12 protein-coding genes and 1 pseudogene are annotated in these 16,293 nt (G+C 36.8%); 7 read left to right on the top strand and 6 right to left on the bottom strand.

Going from position 1 to position 16,293, the window contains the following annotated elements; genetic code table 11:
* Nucleotides 1–62 precede the first annotated feature (62 nt).
* The 4 genes from lepA to era are packed head-to-tail and all read left to right on the top strand — an operon-like array spanning nt 63 to nt 4,460.
* Nucleotides 63–1,859 carry a translation elongation factor 4 gene (lepA, locus tag J3U23_RS01665; RefSeq protein WP_065562181.1) on the top strand — a complete coding sequence of 599 codons (1,797 nt, stop codon included), beginning with the start codon at nt 63–65 and terminating at the stop codon, nt 1,857–1,859.
* 20 nt (nt 1,860–1,879) lie between these two features.
* A complete protein-coding gene (gene lepB, locus J3U23_RS01670) occupies nt 1,880–2,878 on the top strand; it encodes a signal peptidase I (RefSeq protein WP_267338257.1) in 999 nt (332 codons plus the stop codon).
* A 2-nt stretch (nt 2,879–2,880) separates the two neighbouring features.
* Nucleotides 2,881–3,558 carry a ribonuclease III gene (rnc, locus tag J3U23_RS01675; protein ID WP_370632544.1) on the top strand — a complete coding sequence of 226 codons (678 nt, stop codon included), beginning with the start codon at nt 2,881–2,883 and terminating at the stop codon, nt 3,556–3,558.
* Entirely contained in the window at nt 3,555–4,460 is a 906-nt protein-coding gene (gene era, locus J3U23_RS01680; RefSeq protein WP_267338258.1) for a GTPase Era, read from the top strand. The genes rnc and era overlap by 4 nt, the downstream gene beginning before the upstream one ends.
* Nucleotides 4,461–4,541: 81 nt before the next feature.
* On the opposite strand, the gene J3U23_RS01685 is transcribed toward era, so the two are convergent.
* The 4 genes from J3U23_RS01685 to J3U23_RS01700 form a co-directional block, all read right to left on the bottom strand.
* Entirely contained in the window at nt 4,542–5,234 is a 693-nt protein-coding gene (locus J3U23_RS01685) for an L-ribulose-5-phosphate 4-epimerase (RefSeq protein WP_267338259.1), read from the bottom strand.
* A gap of 75 nt (nt 5,235–5,309) precedes the next feature.
* On the bottom strand, nt 5,310–6,725 hold the full coding sequence (locus J3U23_RS01690; RefSeq protein ID WP_065734316.1) for a sugar porter family MFS transporter: 1,416 nt from the start codon (nt 6,723–6,725) through the stop codon (nt 5,310–5,312).
* A gap of 83 nt (nt 6,726–6,808) precedes the next feature.
* The gene (araA, locus tag J3U23_RS01695) at nt 6,809–8,317 is read right to left on the bottom strand and encodes an L-arabinose isomerase (protein WP_267338260.1); all 1,509 of its coding nucleotides are present in this window, start codon (nt 8,315–8,317) and stop codon (nt 6,809–6,811) included.
* 36 nt (nt 8,318–8,353) lie between these two features.
* Complete coding sequence (locus tag J3U23_RS01700) at nt 8,354–10,015, bottom strand: ribulokinase (RefSeq protein WP_065734318.1); 1,662 nt, start codon at nt 10,013–10,015, stop codon at nt 8,354–8,356.
* A gap of 203 nt (nt 10,016–10,218) precedes the next feature.
* On the opposite strand from J3U23_RS01700, the pseudogene araC reads away from it, so the two are divergent.
* From araC to purD, 3 genes and pseudogenes are all read left to right on the top strand, one after another.
* A pseudogene (araC, locus tag J3U23_RS01705) lies at nt 10,219–11,064 on the top strand (arabinose operon transcriptional regulator AraC); the annotation flags it as partial.
* A gap of 195 nt (nt 11,065–11,259) precedes the next feature.
* On the top strand, nt 11,260–12,852 hold the full coding sequence (gene purH, locus J3U23_RS01710; protein ID WP_267338261.1) for a bifunctional phosphoribosylaminoimidazolecarboxamide formyltransferase/IMP cyclohydrolase: 1,593 nt from the start codon (nt 11,260–11,262) through the stop codon (nt 12,850–12,852).
* 26 nt (nt 12,853–12,878) lie between these two features.
* Entirely contained in the window at nt 12,879–14,168 is a 1,290-nt protein-coding gene (gene purD / locus J3U23_RS01715) for a phosphoribosylamine--glycine ligase (protein WP_267338262.1), read from the top strand.
* Nucleotides 14,169–14,337: 169 nt separating this feature from the next.
* Here purD and J3U23_RS01720 read toward each other — a convergent pair whose 3' ends face one another.
* Nucleotides 14,338–15,564 carry a beta-ketoacyl-ACP synthase gene (locus tag J3U23_RS01720; protein WP_220225028.1) on the bottom strand — a complete coding sequence of 409 codons (1,227 nt, stop codon included), beginning with the start codon at nt 15,562–15,564 and terminating at the stop codon, nt 14,338–14,340.
* A complete protein-coding gene (locus J3U23_RS01725; protein ID WP_065562171.1) occupies nt 15,561–16,292 on the bottom strand; it encodes a 3-ketoacyl-ACP reductase FabG2 in 732 nt (243 codons plus the stop codon). Before J3U23_RS01725 ends, J3U23_RS01720 begins: the two co-directional genes overlap by 4 nt.
* Nucleotide 16,293: the final 1 nt, after the last annotated feature.

Raw genomic sequence — 16,293 nt, forward strand, 5'->3', positions numbered from 1 at the left:
TATTTATAGCCAATAACACTAACGATAATTAACAGTACATAACTAAAATATAACTTATTGATATGAATAAAAATATCCGCAATTTTTCAATTATTGCTCATATTGACCATGGTAAATCAACGCTTTCTGATCGTATTATCCAAATCTGTGGAGGACTTTCTGATCGTGAAATGGAAGCTCAAGTTTTAGACTCAATGGATCTGGAACGTGAACGTGGTATTACAATTAAAGCACAAAGTGTTACTTTAGATTATCATGCTAAAGATGGCCAAACATATCAGCTAAACTTCATCGATACACCAGGACATGTGGATTTTTCATATGAAGTTTCTCGTTCACTTGCTGCATGTGAAGGTGCATTACTTGTTGTTGATGCAGGGCAAGGTGTTGAAGCGCAAACTCTTGCAAACTGTTATACAGCACTTGATATGGACCTTGAGGTTGTACCAGTACTTAATAAAATCGACTTACCGGCAGCCGAACCTGAAAGAGTGGCAGAAGAGATTGAAGACATTGTTGGTATTGATGCTAGCAATGCAGTAAGATGCTCGGCTAAAACCGGAGTAGGTGTGGTTGATGTGCTTGAACAACTCGTTCATGATATCCCTGCGCCAGAAGGTGATTCGAATGCACCACTACAAGCACTAATTATTGATTCATGGTTTGATAACTATTTAGGTGTTGTATCACTAATTCGTATCAAGAATGGTGAGTTAAATAAAGGTGATAAAATCAAAGTTATGAGTACAGGAATGACTTATAATGTTGATCGCCTAGGGATCTTTACTCCAAAACAAATAGATAAAGACTGCTTGCATTGTGGTGAAGTAGGTTGGGTTGTTTGTGCAATCAAAGATATATTAGGAGCACCTGTAGGGGACACGTTAACTTTAGCAAAATCTCCAGCAGACAAGCCACTACCAGGATTTAAAAAAGTTAAACCTCAAGTATATGCAGGATTATTTCCAACCAGTTCTGATGATTACGAAGCATTTCGTGATGCATTAGGAAAACTAAGCCTTAACGATGCCTCGCTTTTTTATGAACCTGAAAATTCTGGTGCGTTAGGATTTGGTTTCCGTTGTGGTTTCCTTGGCTTATTGCATATGGAAATCATTCAAGAACGATTAGAAAGAGAGTATAATCTTGATTTAATCACTACTGCACCAACAGTAGTTTATGAGGTTTTGACTACTCAAAATGAAATTATCTATGTTGATAGCCCTGCAAAATTACCTGCAGTGAATAACATTCAAGAACTTCGTGAACCTATAGCTGAATGTAACATATTAGTTCCACAAACGTATTTAGGTAATGTAATTACTCTATGTGTTGAAAAGCGCGGTGTACAAACCAATATGGTTTATCATGGTAATCAAGTTGCATTAACTTACGAAATTCCAATGACTGAAGTTGTTTTAGATTTCTTCGACAAACTGAAATCAACTTCACGTGGTTATGCCTCTTTAGATTACAGCTTCAAACGTTTCCAAGTCGCTGACATGGTTAGGCTTGATGTATTAATTAATGGTGAGCGTGTTGATGCATTAGCACTCATTACCCATAAAGACAATGCACCATACCGTGGGCGTGAACTAGTCGAAAAGATGAAAGATCTTATTCCGCGTCAGCAATTTGATATCGCGATTCAAGCTGCAATTGGCAACCACGTCATAGCTCGTTCAACAGTTAAACAACTTCGTAAAAATGTTTTAGCTAAATGCTATGGTGGTGATGTAAGTCGTAAGAAAAAACTTTTACAAAAACAAAAAGAAGGTAAAAAGCGCATGAAACAAGTAGGTAATGTAGAATTACCGCAAGAAGCGTTTTTAGCTATTCTACATGTTGGTAAAGATTAATCAGTTAAAGAGGATAAAAAATGGCTAACTTATTCGCCATCATATTAACAATAGCAACATTCATTACTGCGATCTTTTGGTTTTTAGAGAAGTACCGATGGAAACCTGCTAGACAACGTAAAGTTGAAGAGATTCGTAAGCAAGCTAATGGTGAAATTGATGGTAAAATTTTGGCAGAAGTTGGAAAACCTAAAGGCTGGATTGAAAATTTAGCATCGTTTTTCCCTGTTCTTTTTGTGGTTTTTGTTATTCGATCATTTATATATGAACCATTTCAAATTCCTTCTGGGTCAATGATGCAAACACTATTAGTTGGTGATTTTATTGCTGTTCAAAAGTTTTCATATGGATTACGTGATCCGATCACCAATACTGTCTTAATTTCAACCGGTCATCCAAAACGTGGTGAAATTGCGGTTTTCAAACACCCCAATGGATCTAATATAGATATTATTAAACGCGTTGTAGGTTTACCTGGCGATAAAATTGTCTATTTGTCTAATGAAAAGAAAATTCTCATTTATCCAGCTTGCCAATCAACCGATAATAATTGTGTTGGTCAGCGTTCTGAACCATTAGATTTACATTACACTCAACCACAACCAAGTAATTGGAAAGAAGTGAACGAAATGGGGAAAAACCCAGGCTTTTATACAATAGAACAATATAAAGACAAAGGTATTGTTGATTCTAACTCTAGAATTACATTAGATATGAAAATTCAACAAGAAACCTTAGGTGAAATTACTCACGATGTTCTAACAACGCCTGGAAAAATGGAAGATACAAGTTATTTTTATCATCAAAATGGTCAACCGATCGGAACATGGGTTGTTCCACAAGATAACTATTTTATGATGGGTGATAACCGTGATAACAGCGGTGACAGTCGATATTTTGGCTTTGTTCCGGAAAAAAACTTTGTTGGTCGAGCTACAACTATTTGGATCAGTTTTGAAAAACAACCTGATCAATGGCCAACAGGAATTCGTTTTAGCCGTATAGGTGGAATCCACTAACTGTGATGAAAAATTTGAATCAACTACAACAAGCTATTGGATATCAGTTTAAAAACACATCTTTACTTCAGTTAGCACTAACTCATCGTAGTGCTAATAAAATGCATAATGAACGCCTTGAATTTTTAGGTGATTCGATATTAAGTTTTGTCATTGCTGATGAACTTTATCATCGATTTCTCAAGCAAGATGAGGGTGATCTTAGTCAAATGCGAGCAAGTTTAGTATGTGGACAGACACTTGCTGAAATGGGAAAAGAATTCAAATTAGGTGATTACCTAATTTTAGGTCAAGGTGAATTAAAAAGTGGTGGTTTTCGCCGTGAATCCATTATCTCTGATGCAGTAGAAGCTATCATTGGCGCTATTTATCTAGATAGTGAAATTGAAAACATTCGCCGCATAATTTTATCTTGGTATCAAAAACGCTTAGATGAAATTCAACCTGGTATTAAGCAAAAAGATGCTAAGACACGTTTACAAGAATATTTGCAAGGTATACGACATGAAAGACCATGTTATTTAATTCTTGAAGTTACTGGCGACAATCATGAGCAAGAGTTCTTAATTCAATGTAAAATTGAAAACGATGATCACCAATACTTAGGGCGAGGTTTAAGCCGTCGCAAGGCTGAACAAGCCGCAGCTCAAGAAGCATTAAACCAATTAGGAATAAAATGACAGAATCAAAACAACATTGTGGATTTGTTGCCATAGTTGGAAGACCAAATGTCGGCAAATCAACACTATTAAACCAACTACTTGGTCAAAAAGTATCAATCACCTCACGTAAAGCGCAAACAACGCGTCACCGTATTGTCGGAATTGATACCCAAGGCGATGATCAAATTATCTATATTGATACACCCGGTTTACATATTGAAGAAAAAAGAGCGATTAATCGCTTAATGAATCGTGCCGCTAGCAGTTCAATTGGTGATGTTGAATTAGTTATTTTTGTCGTGGAAGGAACCCACTGGACTGGAGATGACGAAATGGTTGCAGGCAAACTCAAAGATTGCAAGGCACCTATACTGTTAGTTATCAACAAAATTGATAATGTAACAGATAAAACCCAACTGTTACCGCATATCCAAGAAATTAGTCAAAAAATTAACTTTTTAGATGTTGTGCCAATTAGTGCAGAAAAAGGTGAAGGGATTGACATCATCAAAGATATTGTCAAAAAACATTTACCCGTTGGTGAACACCACTTTCCTGAAGATTATATCACTGACCGATCACAACGATTTATGGCTTCAGAAATCATCCGAGAAAAACTAATGCGTTTTTTAGGTGATGAATTACCTTACTCGGTTACGGTTGAAATTGAACAATTTAAAGTTGATGAACGTACTGGCATGTACCGCATTAATGGCTTAATCCTAGTTGAACGCGATGGACAAAAGAAAATGGTCATTGGCAACAAAGGTGAAAAAATCAAAAAAATCGGTATTGAAGCCCGTAAAGATATGCAACTTTTCTTTGATAACAAGGTGCATTTAGAATTATGGGTTAAAGTCAAAGCTGGTTGGGCTGATGATGAGCGAGCATTACGTAGTTTAGGTTATAGTGACGATTAATCTAACTCTCTAAAAAATCAGGCAAAAGTTTGCCTGATTTTTTTTATCTACTTGTAGTAGATTGATATTATCCAAAAATATCTAACCCTGCCCATAATAAGCATTTTGTCCATGCTTACGGAAATAGTGTTTATCCAATAATTCTTGTTGGATTTTTATGCCGACATTTAGATTGCGTGTAGCTAATGCCATAGCAGCGACTTCTTCTAAGACAACAGCATTATGAACAGCATCATCTGCATTTTTTCCCCAACTAAAAGGACCATGTCCGGATACCAATACACTAGGTATTGCCAATACATCAATGGATCGTTTATTAAACTCTTCAATAATCACTTTACCTGTATTGAGTTCATAATTGTTAATTATTTCAGTTGGTGTTAACTGGCGAGTGCAAGGAATATCTCCATAAAAATAATCTGCATGAGTTGTACCTAAAGCTGGAATATCTAACCCTGCTTGAGACCAAATTGTTGCGTTTCTTGAATGAGTATGAATAACTCCCCCAATTTGTTCAAAAGCCTTATAAAGCTCAATATGCGTTTGTGTGTCGCTTGAAGGATTAAGTTTACCTTCGACTTTTTTACCATCAAGATCGACAATAACAATATCATTCACTTGCAACTTATCATAAGCGACTCCTGACGGTTTGATAGCAATAACACCGTTACTTCTGTCAATTGCAGATACATTCCCCCAAGTAAATGTCACAAGCTGATAATAAGGTAATAATAAATTTGCTGCTAAAACATGTTCTTTTAATTCAGTAAACATATTAACATCCTGTTTGATAATAAATAAAACATCAGGAATAAACATAAAACAATATCAATTGTTCTAATATAAACCTCAATGATCATCTCCAATATGACGAAGTTTTTTACCTAACATCAGATTTTTTTCGATACGTTCCAATGAAATATTTTTGGTTTCAGGTACAAAGAAAATTACAATGAAGATAAATAAAACATTCATGCCGGTATATAACCAAAATGTTTGAGCAACACCTATATGATTTAATAATGTAAGGAATGTTGCACCAATTATCATATTTGAAATCCAATTGGTCGCAGTTGAACAAGTCACACCAAAATCACGGCTTTTTAAAGGTTGAATTTCAGAACATAAAATCCACACCACTGGTGCTGCACTCATTGCATAACCACCAATACACATAATTGCCATTCCAACTGCTGCATAGGATGTAAATGATGATGGATTACCATTTTCGATAAGTTGCAAACAAATACCTAGTACTAATGTACCTAAAGCCATAATACCAAAACCAACTTTTAGAATTGGTTTTCGTCCTAACTTATCAACAGTAAAAATTGCAATAAATGTAGCTAACACAAAAGTAAGACCAACAATAATTGTAGCAATCATTTGTTGCTGGGTACTTTCAAATCCTGCAAGGCTAAAGATTTTTGGTGCATAGTACATAATAATATTCATACCGGTAAATTGTTGCATCGCTTGTAATGCCATACCAAGATAAACTGTTCTGCGTACATTTTTGTTTGCTTTAAACAGTGTCCAGCCTTCCTGTTTTTCCTGTAAACTATCCTTGATATCATTAAATTCTTGTTGAATTTTTACAGGATCGCTACGAATTGATTTTAAAACTTTCTCAGTTTCATTTAATCGTCCTTTTGATGCCAACCACCTAGGACTATTAGGCAGGAAAATCACTACTATAAACAATATGATTGCAGGTATAGAAATGATACCAAGCATCATTCGCCAATCACCTGTGTAGCTAAAATAGGTATCTGATAAAAATGCAACTAAAATACCAATTGTGACTAAAAGTTGGTAAGCAGCAATCATCTTACCGCGAATGTTTTCTGGCGCCATTTCAGAAAGATAAAGTGGCGCCGTATAGGATGCAATACCAACAGCAAACCCCAAAATAACTCGCCAGACTAAAAGAACTTCTACATTAGGAGCTAAAGCTGATCCAAAGCAACTTATAATAAAAAATAAGGCGCCCGCTAATAAGCTATATTTTCTACCTAAATAAAAAGATAACCAACCATTGGATAGAGCCCCCAAAGCAGCTCCTAACATCATTGAACTCACTACCCACTCTTGTAGCTGAGTAGTTAGTTCAAACTGAATAGTAATAAATGGTAAAGCTCCTGCAATTACACCTATGTCTAGACCGAATAGTAGACCGGCCATTGCAGCTGAAAAGCCGATTAGAAAGGTCATTTTTTTTGCAGAATTTATTTCCATTTTATTCGTTGTTAAAGACGTATTCATATCCACCTCTTTATTCCCTTTATTCTGTAATTTTGATAATAATTGGAAAAAATATTTCCAATCATTGAACTAAAATAAATTTATCAAGCATAAGGATTACAATACGCAATCTCATTCCAACGTAACTCATTCCTGAAATCATCGATTCGAGTACTTTCGTCAATAACCAACAGTTCAATTTTATGCAGTTGTGCATAAAGTTTAAAATAATCCATAGAAAGTGCTTGGGTATAAACAGAATGATGTGCTGCTCCAGCAAGAATCCAGGCTTCAGCTGATACTTTTAACGATGGTTTTGGTTTCCAAACTGCACATGCTACAGGTAATTTTGGTAGTGCATAAGGTTGCTTGATTGTCTCAAGTTCATTAGCGACTAATCTAAAGCGGTTACCAATATCAATTAAACTGGCATTGATTGCTAAACCAGGTTTTGCAGGAAAAATAAGTCGAGCAGGATCGGCTTTACCACCAATGCCCAAATGTTGAATATCAAGTAAAGGTTTGACATCATCATCTATGATAGATGGGCAAACTTCTAACATATGTGAGCCGACAACTAACTCATTACCTTCAGTAAAATCATAGGTATAATCTTCCATGAATGCGGTGCCGCCAGGAAGTCCTTTGGCCATTAATTTCATTGTGCTTAGTAATGCTGCGGTTTTCCAATCACCTTCACCTGCAAAGCCATAACCTTTAGCCATTAATCGTTGGACAGCAAGTCCTGGTAATTGTGCCATACCGTATAGATCTTCAAACGTTGTGGTAAATCCGCCATAATTACCTTGTTTAAGGAATTGCTCAATACCTAATTCGATTCTCGCTGCGTCAATTAAGTTTTGTCTTTTCTCTCCACCAATTTGGGCGACGGGAGCAAGTTTATAAAGTGTTTCATATTCATCAATTAGCTGATTGACATCACCATCAGCAATTGAGTTAATTACTGAAACCAAATCACCAACTGCATGAGTGTTGACTGAGTAACCAAATTTAATTTGTGCAGAAACTTTATTTCCTTCTGTTACAGCAACTTCGCGCATATTGTCACCAAATCTAACGATTTTCATGGTTTTTTCTGCATTAATTGCCACACAAACTCGCATCCATTTCCCAATTTGCTCATGAACATCTTTATCTTTCCAGTAACCTGTTACCAGAGAATGAGGTTGGCGCATACGAGAACCGATAAAACCAAATTCACGTCCTCCATGTGCAGTTTGGTTAAGATTCATAAAATCCATATCCATTGAATCCCACGGAACGACTTTATTAAATTGAGTATGAAGTTGTAGAAGAGGTTTTTGCAGATGAGTTAATCCATTAATCCACATCTTAGCTGGCGAAAATGTATGTAACCATGTGATTAATCCAACACATTTTGAAGAATAATTTACTTCCTGACAAAGGTTATATATATCCTCAGGTTTTGTTGCGAGTGGTTTGAGAACAATTTTAACGGGTAGATTTGCTTCATGATTAAAATAATCTGTTACCTCTTGAATATTTCTTTTAATTTGTTCAAGTGATTCTGGCCCATAAAGGTGTTGACTACCTGCAACAAACCAAATTTCAGCTTCTGAATAAACAAACATAATGGACTCCTTTATAATTTATTCATATTTTTTAAGTTAAGCGTTATAGTTGGGTTCACTAGATGCTGACCAAACTAAATACTTTCTATATAATTCTTCATATTTAGGGACCCTGTTTTCATCAGGGGTAAAGGTGGTTTCTAGCTTACTAGACATGCTACTTTGAGCGGTGGAAATATCGGCGTAAACATTGGCCGCTACAGCCGCAAAGATTGCTGCACCTAATGCACAACATTGTTCTGAACTCACAACGGTCAGCGGTTTATTCATTACATCTGCACAAGCTTGCATAATAACCGGGGATTTTTTAGCTATTCCTCCTAAAGCGACAATTTCATTAACAGGCACATCTTGATTAATAAAGCATTCCATAATTGCTCTAGCGCCAAAGGCTGTTGATAAAACCAAGCTTCCAAATAATGTTGCAGCATCAGTTGAAATCGTTAAATTGGTTATAACACCTTTGATTCGTTGATTGGCATAAGGGGTTCGTCTACCATTAAACCAATCAAGCGTTATAGGGATTGTGTCTAGATTTGGATTTTCTGCCCAAGCTTGAGCAATATCATTTAATAATTTATGTTTTAACTCCTTCACTATTGGTTGAGATTCTGGTGAGATTGAAACTAACTTTTCAAGAGGCCAACACAAGAGTTTTTTATACCATGCATAGATGTCTCCAAAAGCTGATTGCCCGGCTTCAAGACCTATAAAGTTTGGTATTACACTACCATCTACTTGACCACAAATGCCTTTAATTGAACGATTATTTATAACGTTTTGTTCTGCCAATAAAATATCGCAGGTAGAGGTGCCAATTACTTTAACTAATGTATAAGGTTTTGCACCCGCACCAACGGCACCCATGTGACAATCAAATGCACCACCAGAAATTACGGTCGATGTTGGTAATCCTAATTTTTCTGCCCACTCTTGGGTAATAGTGCCCACTTTATGATTTGCGGTATAAGTCTTTTCAAATAAAGGATAAGGTAAGTTATTAACTAAACTTGGGTCGAGTTTTTCAAAAAACTCATAAGGGGGTAAACCATTCCATTCTTCGCTCCAAAAACATTTGTGACCGGCAGCGCATCGACCACGCTTTATTGCATTTGGCGCTGTCGTTCCAGAAAGTAAAGCGGGTACCCAATCACAGAGTTCAATCCAAGAAGCCGAAGCATTTTTTACAGCACTGTCTTGACGAAAAATATGCATAATCTTCGCCCAAAACCATTCTGAAGAATAAACTCCACCACAATATTCCAAATATTTAGAGTATGGTTCAGTTTTGCACACTCTATTAATTTCTTCAGCTTCGTGTACCGAGGTATGATCTTTCCATAAAATAAACATTGCATTAGGATTGTTCATAAATTCTGGTTTTAAAGCTAACACATCGCCATTTTCATCAATAGGTGCTGGGGTAGAACCTGTTGAGTCCACACCAATAGCAACTATATTTTGTGCATCAGATTTAAGTTGATTGACAACAGATTGTATTGATTGAGTCATTGACTCAATGTAATCAAGGGGATGATGCCTGAACTGATTTTTTTGCGGATCACAAAACTGGCCCTTAGACCAGCGTGGGTAATAAACTACTGCTGTAGCTAACTCTTTCCCATTTTGACAGTCGACCGCTAAAGCTCTGACAGAATCACTACCAAAATCCAATCCAATGGTTATTTTTTTATTCATCCGCTAACACCTCAAAGACTAATTAAATGGAGTTTTTTGGAAGAATAAATAATTATCGATAAAACAAGTAGGTATGTTGTTGCTATAAATATAGACGATTCTGCACACCTAATTTGTTTTGTGATGTAGATCTCACAATTATCACTATTCAAAAAAAATTTTTATGTAAAAATAAAATAGTTTCAAAAAATTGGTGATGACAAATGAGCAATAAACAACAAAATAACCCTTTGTTACCTGGTTATTCATTTAATGTCCATCTTGTATCTGGTTTAACACCGATCGAAAAAGGAGGAAAATTTGATTTTTTCATTGATCGTCCTAATGGATTAAATGGTTACATTATTAACCTCACTTATGCAGGCCAAGGTACTATTTATCGTGATGATGAATCATTTAATTGTTATCCCGGTGACTTTGTTCTTTTTCCTCCCAAAGAACCCCATTTATACGGACGTAAAGAAGATGAGAATAATTGGTTTCATTTTTGGGTATATTTCAGACCAAAATCAACATGGAAATATTTATTAAGTTGGGAAAACCGATTAAAAGAAACGGGATTTTATCGCCCTAATACCCAAGTAAAAGATGAACTAGAACAGCTATTTATAAAAATTGTCGAGGTAGGGCAATCAAATACGATATATTCTGAAAATTTAGCTATGAGCATGTTAGAGCAATTCTTGATACGTTGCGCACAAGAGACTTCTTGCACTAATCCCCCTAAAATAGATACCCGAGTACTACAAGTTTGCAACTATTTAATTGATACTCTGGATGAAAATAATTTTACGCTTGATATCGTATCGCAGAAAGTGTGTTTGTCGACATCGCGAATTGCTCATATATTTAAAGACCAGATTGGTATGTCTATTGGAGAATGGCGACAAGAGCAACGGGTAAATCGTGCAAAACTGTTATTGCAAACCACTAATATGAGTATCGCAGAAATTAGCCGTTCAATCGGATTTGATGATCAACTTTATTTTTCGCGAATCTTCAAAAAAAGAATTGGTCTATGTCCTCAAAAATATCGCAATAGCACTCGAGAACAAAATGAAAGAAAAATCCAAAGTGTCAACTCGCTTTACTTTTATGATAAGCAAAATGACCATATCATTGAATAAATACAAATTATTAGGTAATTATTTTTTCAGAAAGTTAATACTAAACATCGCTCCTCGTTTTATATATAATAGCCGCTCACAGACTTGGATTTAGAATATCAATTTCGGAGCTTTTTCATGCAGCAGTTTCGTCCTATCCGTCGTGCTTTACTCAGTGTTTCTGATAAAACAGGAATCATTGAATTTGCTAAAGCTTTATCTGAACGTAATATTGAACTCCTTTCTACTGGTGGCACCGCCAAACTTTTAATCGACAACCACATTCCTGTTACCGAAGTATCGAATTATACGGGATTCCCTGAAATGATGGATGGTCGAGTCAAAACGTTACATCCTAAAATACACGGTGGTATTTTAGGGCGTCGAGGGATTGATGACGAAGTGATGCAACAACATCAGATCGCACCGATTGATATGGTGGTTGTCAACTTATATCCTTTCGCGAAAAAGGTAGCTGACCCAAATTGTAGTTTAGAAGATGCGATAGAAAAAATTGATATTGGCGGACCAACTATGGTGCGATCTGCAGCTAAAAATAATAAAGATGTCGCCATTGTTGTTGATTGTCAGGACTATAGCACAATCATTGATATGTTAGATAAACAGCAAAATTGCCTCTCTTTCAAGTATCGATTTAGCTTAGCAATAAAAGCATTTGAACATACTGCTCAATATGACGGTATGATCGCTAACTATTTTGGTAAACTTGTACCTCCATATTATGGCGATACTGAAAAGCCTGCTGGTGAATTCCCTCGCACTTTAAATCTACAATTTGTTAAAAAACAAGATATGCGATATGGCGAAAACTCACATCAACATGCAGCTTTTTATGTGGAAGAACATCTTGAGCCAGGTTCTATTGCTACAGCCAAACAAATACAAGGTAAAGAGCTATCTTATAACAATATTGCCGATACCGATGCTGCATTAGAATGTGTAAAATCATTTGATGAACCAGCTTGTGTAATAGTTAAACACGCTAACCCATGTGGTGTTGCGGTGAGTGATAACATCTTAAATGCCTATCTTAATGCTTTTAAAACCGACCCAACTTCTGCCTTTGGGGGCATTATTGCTTTTAATCGTCCATTAGATGCTAAAACAGCCCAAACTATTGTGGATAAACAATTTGTTGAAGTAATTATTGCACCATCGGTTGATCAAAATGCTTTGGCCATTACACAAACGAAAAAAAATGTTCGAGTATTAGAATGTGGCGAATGGCCAGCGAGCACAAAAGCCAGTTTAGATTTAAAACGCGTTAATGGCGGATTGCTTGTACAAGATCGTGATTTAGGTATGGTAACCAAAGACCAATTAACGGTAGTTACCAAACGACAACCGACTGAAAAAGAGTTATCTGATGCACTATTTTGTTGGAAAGTGGCAAAATTTGTGAAATCTAATGCTATTGTTTACGCTAAAGATAAGATGACTATTGGCATTGGTGCAGGGCAAATGAGTCGTGTTTATTCGGCAAAAATTGCTGGAATAAAAGCACAAGATGAGAATCTAGAAGTTGCTGGTTCAGTGGTGGCTTCTGATGCATTCTTCCCGTTTAGAGATGGTGTTGATGCCGCGGCTGCGGTTGGTGTCACTTGTGTTATTCAGCCGGGTGGTTCAATCCGTGATGACGAAGTAATTCAAGCCGCTAATGAGCATAATATTGCCATGATCTTCACCAATATGCGTCATTTTAGGCATTAATTATAAAAGTATTGAAAGGACCTTGTATGAAAGTATTAGTAATTGGTAATGGTGGGCGCGAACATGCTTTAGCTTGGAAAGCAGCACAATCGCCATTAGTTTCTAAAGTGTTTGTTGCACCAGGTAATGCAGGTACCGCACTTGAGCCAAATTTAGAAAATATCAACATCAAAGCAACAGATATTGCTGGTCTACTCAACTTTGCTCAAGAGCAACAAATAGACTTAACTATTGTTGGACCAGAAGCGCCATTAGTGATTGGTATTGTCGATAGTTTTCAAAAAGCTGGATTAACTATCTTTGGCCCATCAAAAGCGGCTGCTCAACTAGAAGGATCAAAAGCTTTCACTAAAGATTTTTTAGCTCGACATAACATCCCAACTGCTGAATACCAAAACTTCACAGAAATTGAACCAGCCATTGCTTATATTCGTCAAAAAGGCGCACCAATAGTGATAAAAGCTGATGGTTTAGCGGCAGGAAAGGGCGTGATTGTTGCCATGACACAAAAGGAAGCCGAAGAGGCAGTACACGATATGTTAGCGGGAAATGCCTTTGGTGATGCCGGTCATCGAGTCGTAATTGAAGAGTTCCTTGATGGCGAAGAAGCCAGTTTTATCGTAATGGTCGATGGTAAACATGTCGAACCAATGGCAACCAGCCAAGATCATAAACGTGTTGGTGATGGTGATACTGGTTTGAATACTGGTGGAATGGGCGCTTACTCTCCAGCGCCAGTAGTAACCGATGACGTCTTCAATAAAGTTATGGAAGAAATCATTTACCCAACCGTCAATGGCATGGCAAAAGAAGGCAATGTATATGTTGGTTTTCTTTATGCCGGATTAATGATTGATAAACAAGGAAATCCTAAAGTAATCGAATTCAATTGTCGATTTGGCGATCCTGAAACTCAACCAATCATGATGCGAATGCAATCAGACCTAGTTGAGCTCTGCTTGGTTGCCACAAAGGGCGAACTAAATACAGTAAAATCAAAATGGGATATAAGGCCTGCTTTAGGTGTAGTTCTTGCTGCTGGCGGATATCCAGGCGATTACAACACCAAAGATGTTATATTAGGTCTACCTACTGAAACAGATACTAATTGCAAAATCTTCCATGCCGGCACCTGTTTAGAAAACGGTCAAGTCTATACCAATGGTGGGAGAGTTCTATGTGTTACAGCTTTAGGCGATAGTGTTTCAGGCGCTCAAAAACGTGCGTATGAACAAATTAAAAGTATCTATTGGCATGGTTGTTACTATCGTCATGATATTGGCTATCGAGCTATTGAACGCGAAAAAAATAAATAAATTTCACAAAAATAGCGCTATATAGCGCTATTTTTTTATCTACCATTAAGCCAAAAAAGTTGAGGAACGGGGTTTTTTAGCCCTAAAAGTTTTTTGTGGTTTGAAAAAAACCTCAAAAACCCCTCTCCTCAACTTTTTTTGCCTTGTTTTTATGATAAGAAATTTCAAATTATATTCTTTTAATCACAATTGAGGTGTTAATTCCGCCAAAAGCAAAGTTATTAGTTTGAAAATATTCAATATCTAAATTTCGTCCTGAACCAACGATATAATCCAAATCACCACATTGAGGATCGACATTATTTAAGTTGATAGTTGGATTAAACCAGCCAGTATGCATCATTTCTAATGTTAACCATGCTTCTATCGCGCCACATGCACCAAGAGTATGACCAAAATAGCTTTTTAAAGATGATATTGGGGTTTTATTACCGTAGATATTGGCAACAGCATTACTTTCAGCAATATCTCCACGAGCAGTTGCGGTACCGTGAGCACTGATGTAACCAATTTGGCTTGGATCTAATCCTGCATCTTTGAGTGATTGTTCAATGCAATATTGGATTGTTTCTTGCCTTGGTTGGGTAATATGACTCGCATCACAGTTAGTTTTAAAGCCTATAATCTCTCCATAAATTTTTGCTCCTCGAGCCATGGCGTGTTCATATTCCTCTAAAATTAATGCACCGGCTCCTTCACCAATAACTAACCCATCGCGATCCCGATCGTATGGTCTTGGTGATAACTTTGGTGTGTCATTAAGTTGGCTCGTGGCAAATAAGGTATCGAAAACAGCTGCTTCCGAAGGGCATAACTCTTCGGCTCCACCTGCTACCATGATTTTTTGCATACCGTATTTTATAGCTTCATATGCATAACCTATAGCTTGACTTCCAGATGTACAAGCACTTGATGTGGTAATTAATCGACCTTTTAAACCAAAAAATAAACCTGTATTAACTGCAGTTGTATGTGGCATCATTTGAATATAGGTCGTTGCGGTGATGTTGTTAGTATGCTTTTCATTTAACATGGTTGCAAATGATGCAACGGGTTGAGTACTACCTGTTGATGACCCAAACGCAATACCTGTATCACCATTAGTTAGCTCAGGCTCATCTAGTAATCCTGCTTTTTCTAATGCGATTTCAGTTGCTTTAGTTGAGAGTAATGATACTCTTCCCATTGAGCGAATCTTCTTCCGTGTATAGTGATCTGGTAAAACAAAATCATCAATTGGGGCACCAAGTTTGGTATGCAATCCATCGTAAATTTCCCATTCTGGCATATATCGAACAGCATTTTGAAGTTGTTTTAGTTTGAGCTCAACATCATCCCATTCATTGCCAAATGCGGTGACGCCACCTGCGCCAGTTATGACTACTCGTTTTGTCATACCATTCCTCCATTAATAGAAATGACTTGTCTTGTTATATATCCCGCATTATCTGACATTAAATAACTTGCAAGTCCTGCGACTTCGTCAACGTGCCCCATTCGTTTAAGAGGGATCATGTTCATTGCTTCTTTTAAAGCGATTGGTTCCATATCTAAAATACCCGTGTCTATTAGACCCGGGGCAATGCAATTGACGGTAATTTTTCGTTTAGCTAATTCAAGTGCCAACGCTTTGGTTGCACCAATTACGCCTGCTTTGGCCGCGCTGTAATTGACTTGACCACGATTTCCAACGATGCCAGAAACTGATGATATAACTATAATTCTTCCACCATTACGAAGTCCAATCATGGGCATAATACAAGGATGTAATACATTGTAAAAACTATCAAGATCGGTATGAATTACAGCTTTCCAATCATCTTGTGTTAAAGCAGGGAAAGCACCATCACGGATAATACCTGCATTATTAACAACACCGTAATAAGCTCCATATTGTTCAGTATCTGCTTCTATCATTTGCTGACATTGCTCAGTGTTGCTTACATCAAATTGAATTAGTCTAGCTTTTTGGGCGGTTTGTTCGATAATTTTTTGAGTTTCAATCGCCCCTTTTTTGTCACTATGATAATGTATGACGATATCAAAACCATCGGACGCTAGTTTACAGGCAATTGCTTTACCAATTCCTTTGCTTGCTCCAGTTACAAGTACTGTTCGACTCATA

It is taken from the genome of Gilliamella sp. B3367, assembly GCF_026536825.1.
Lineage (GTDB): Bacteria > Pseudomonadota > Gammaproteobacteria > Enterobacterales > Orbaceae > Gilliamella > Gilliamella apicola_E.

Bases quoted from the DNA above. Each gene is read 5' to 3' on its own strand.
- lepA (WP_065562181.1), top strand. From the start codon at position 63: ATGAATAAAAATATCCGCAATTTTTCAATTATTGCTCATATTGACCAT.
- lepB (WP_267338257.1), top strand. From the start codon at position 1,880: ATGGCTAACTTATTCGCCATCATATTAACAATAGCAACATTCATTACT.
- era (WP_267338258.1), top strand. From the start codon at position 3,555: ATGACAGAATCAAAACAACATTGTGGATTTGTTGCCATAGTTGGAAGA.
- J3U23_RS01685 (WP_267338259.1), bottom strand. From the start codon at position 5,234: ATGTTTACTGAATTAAAAGAACATGTTTTAGCAGCAAATTTATTATTA.
- J3U23_RS01690 (WP_065734316.1), bottom strand. From the start codon at position 6,725: ATGAATACGTCTTTAACAACGAATAAAATGGAAATAAATTCTGCAAAA.
- araA (WP_267338260.1), bottom strand. From the start codon at position 8,317: ATGTTTGTTTATTCAGAAGCTGAAATTTGGTTTGTTGCAGGTAGTCAA.
- J3U23_RS01700 (WP_065734318.1), bottom strand. From the start codon at position 10,015: ATGAATAAAAAAATAACCATTGGATTGGATTTTGGTAGTGATTCTGTC.
- purH (WP_267338261.1), top strand. From the start codon at position 11,260: ATGCAGCAGTTTCGTCCTATCCGTCGTGCTTTACTCAGTGTTTCTGAT.
- purD (WP_267338262.1), top strand. From the start codon at position 12,879: ATGAAAGTATTAGTAATTGGTAATGGTGGGCGCGAACATGCTTTAGCT.
- J3U23_RS01720 (WP_220225028.1), bottom strand. From the start codon at position 15,564: ATGACAAAACGAGTAGTCATAACTGGCGCAGGTGGCGTCACCGCATTT.
- J3U23_RS01725 (WP_065562171.1), bottom strand. From the start codon at position 16,292: ATGAGTCGAACAGTACTTGTAACTGGAGCAAGCAAAGGAATTGGTAAA.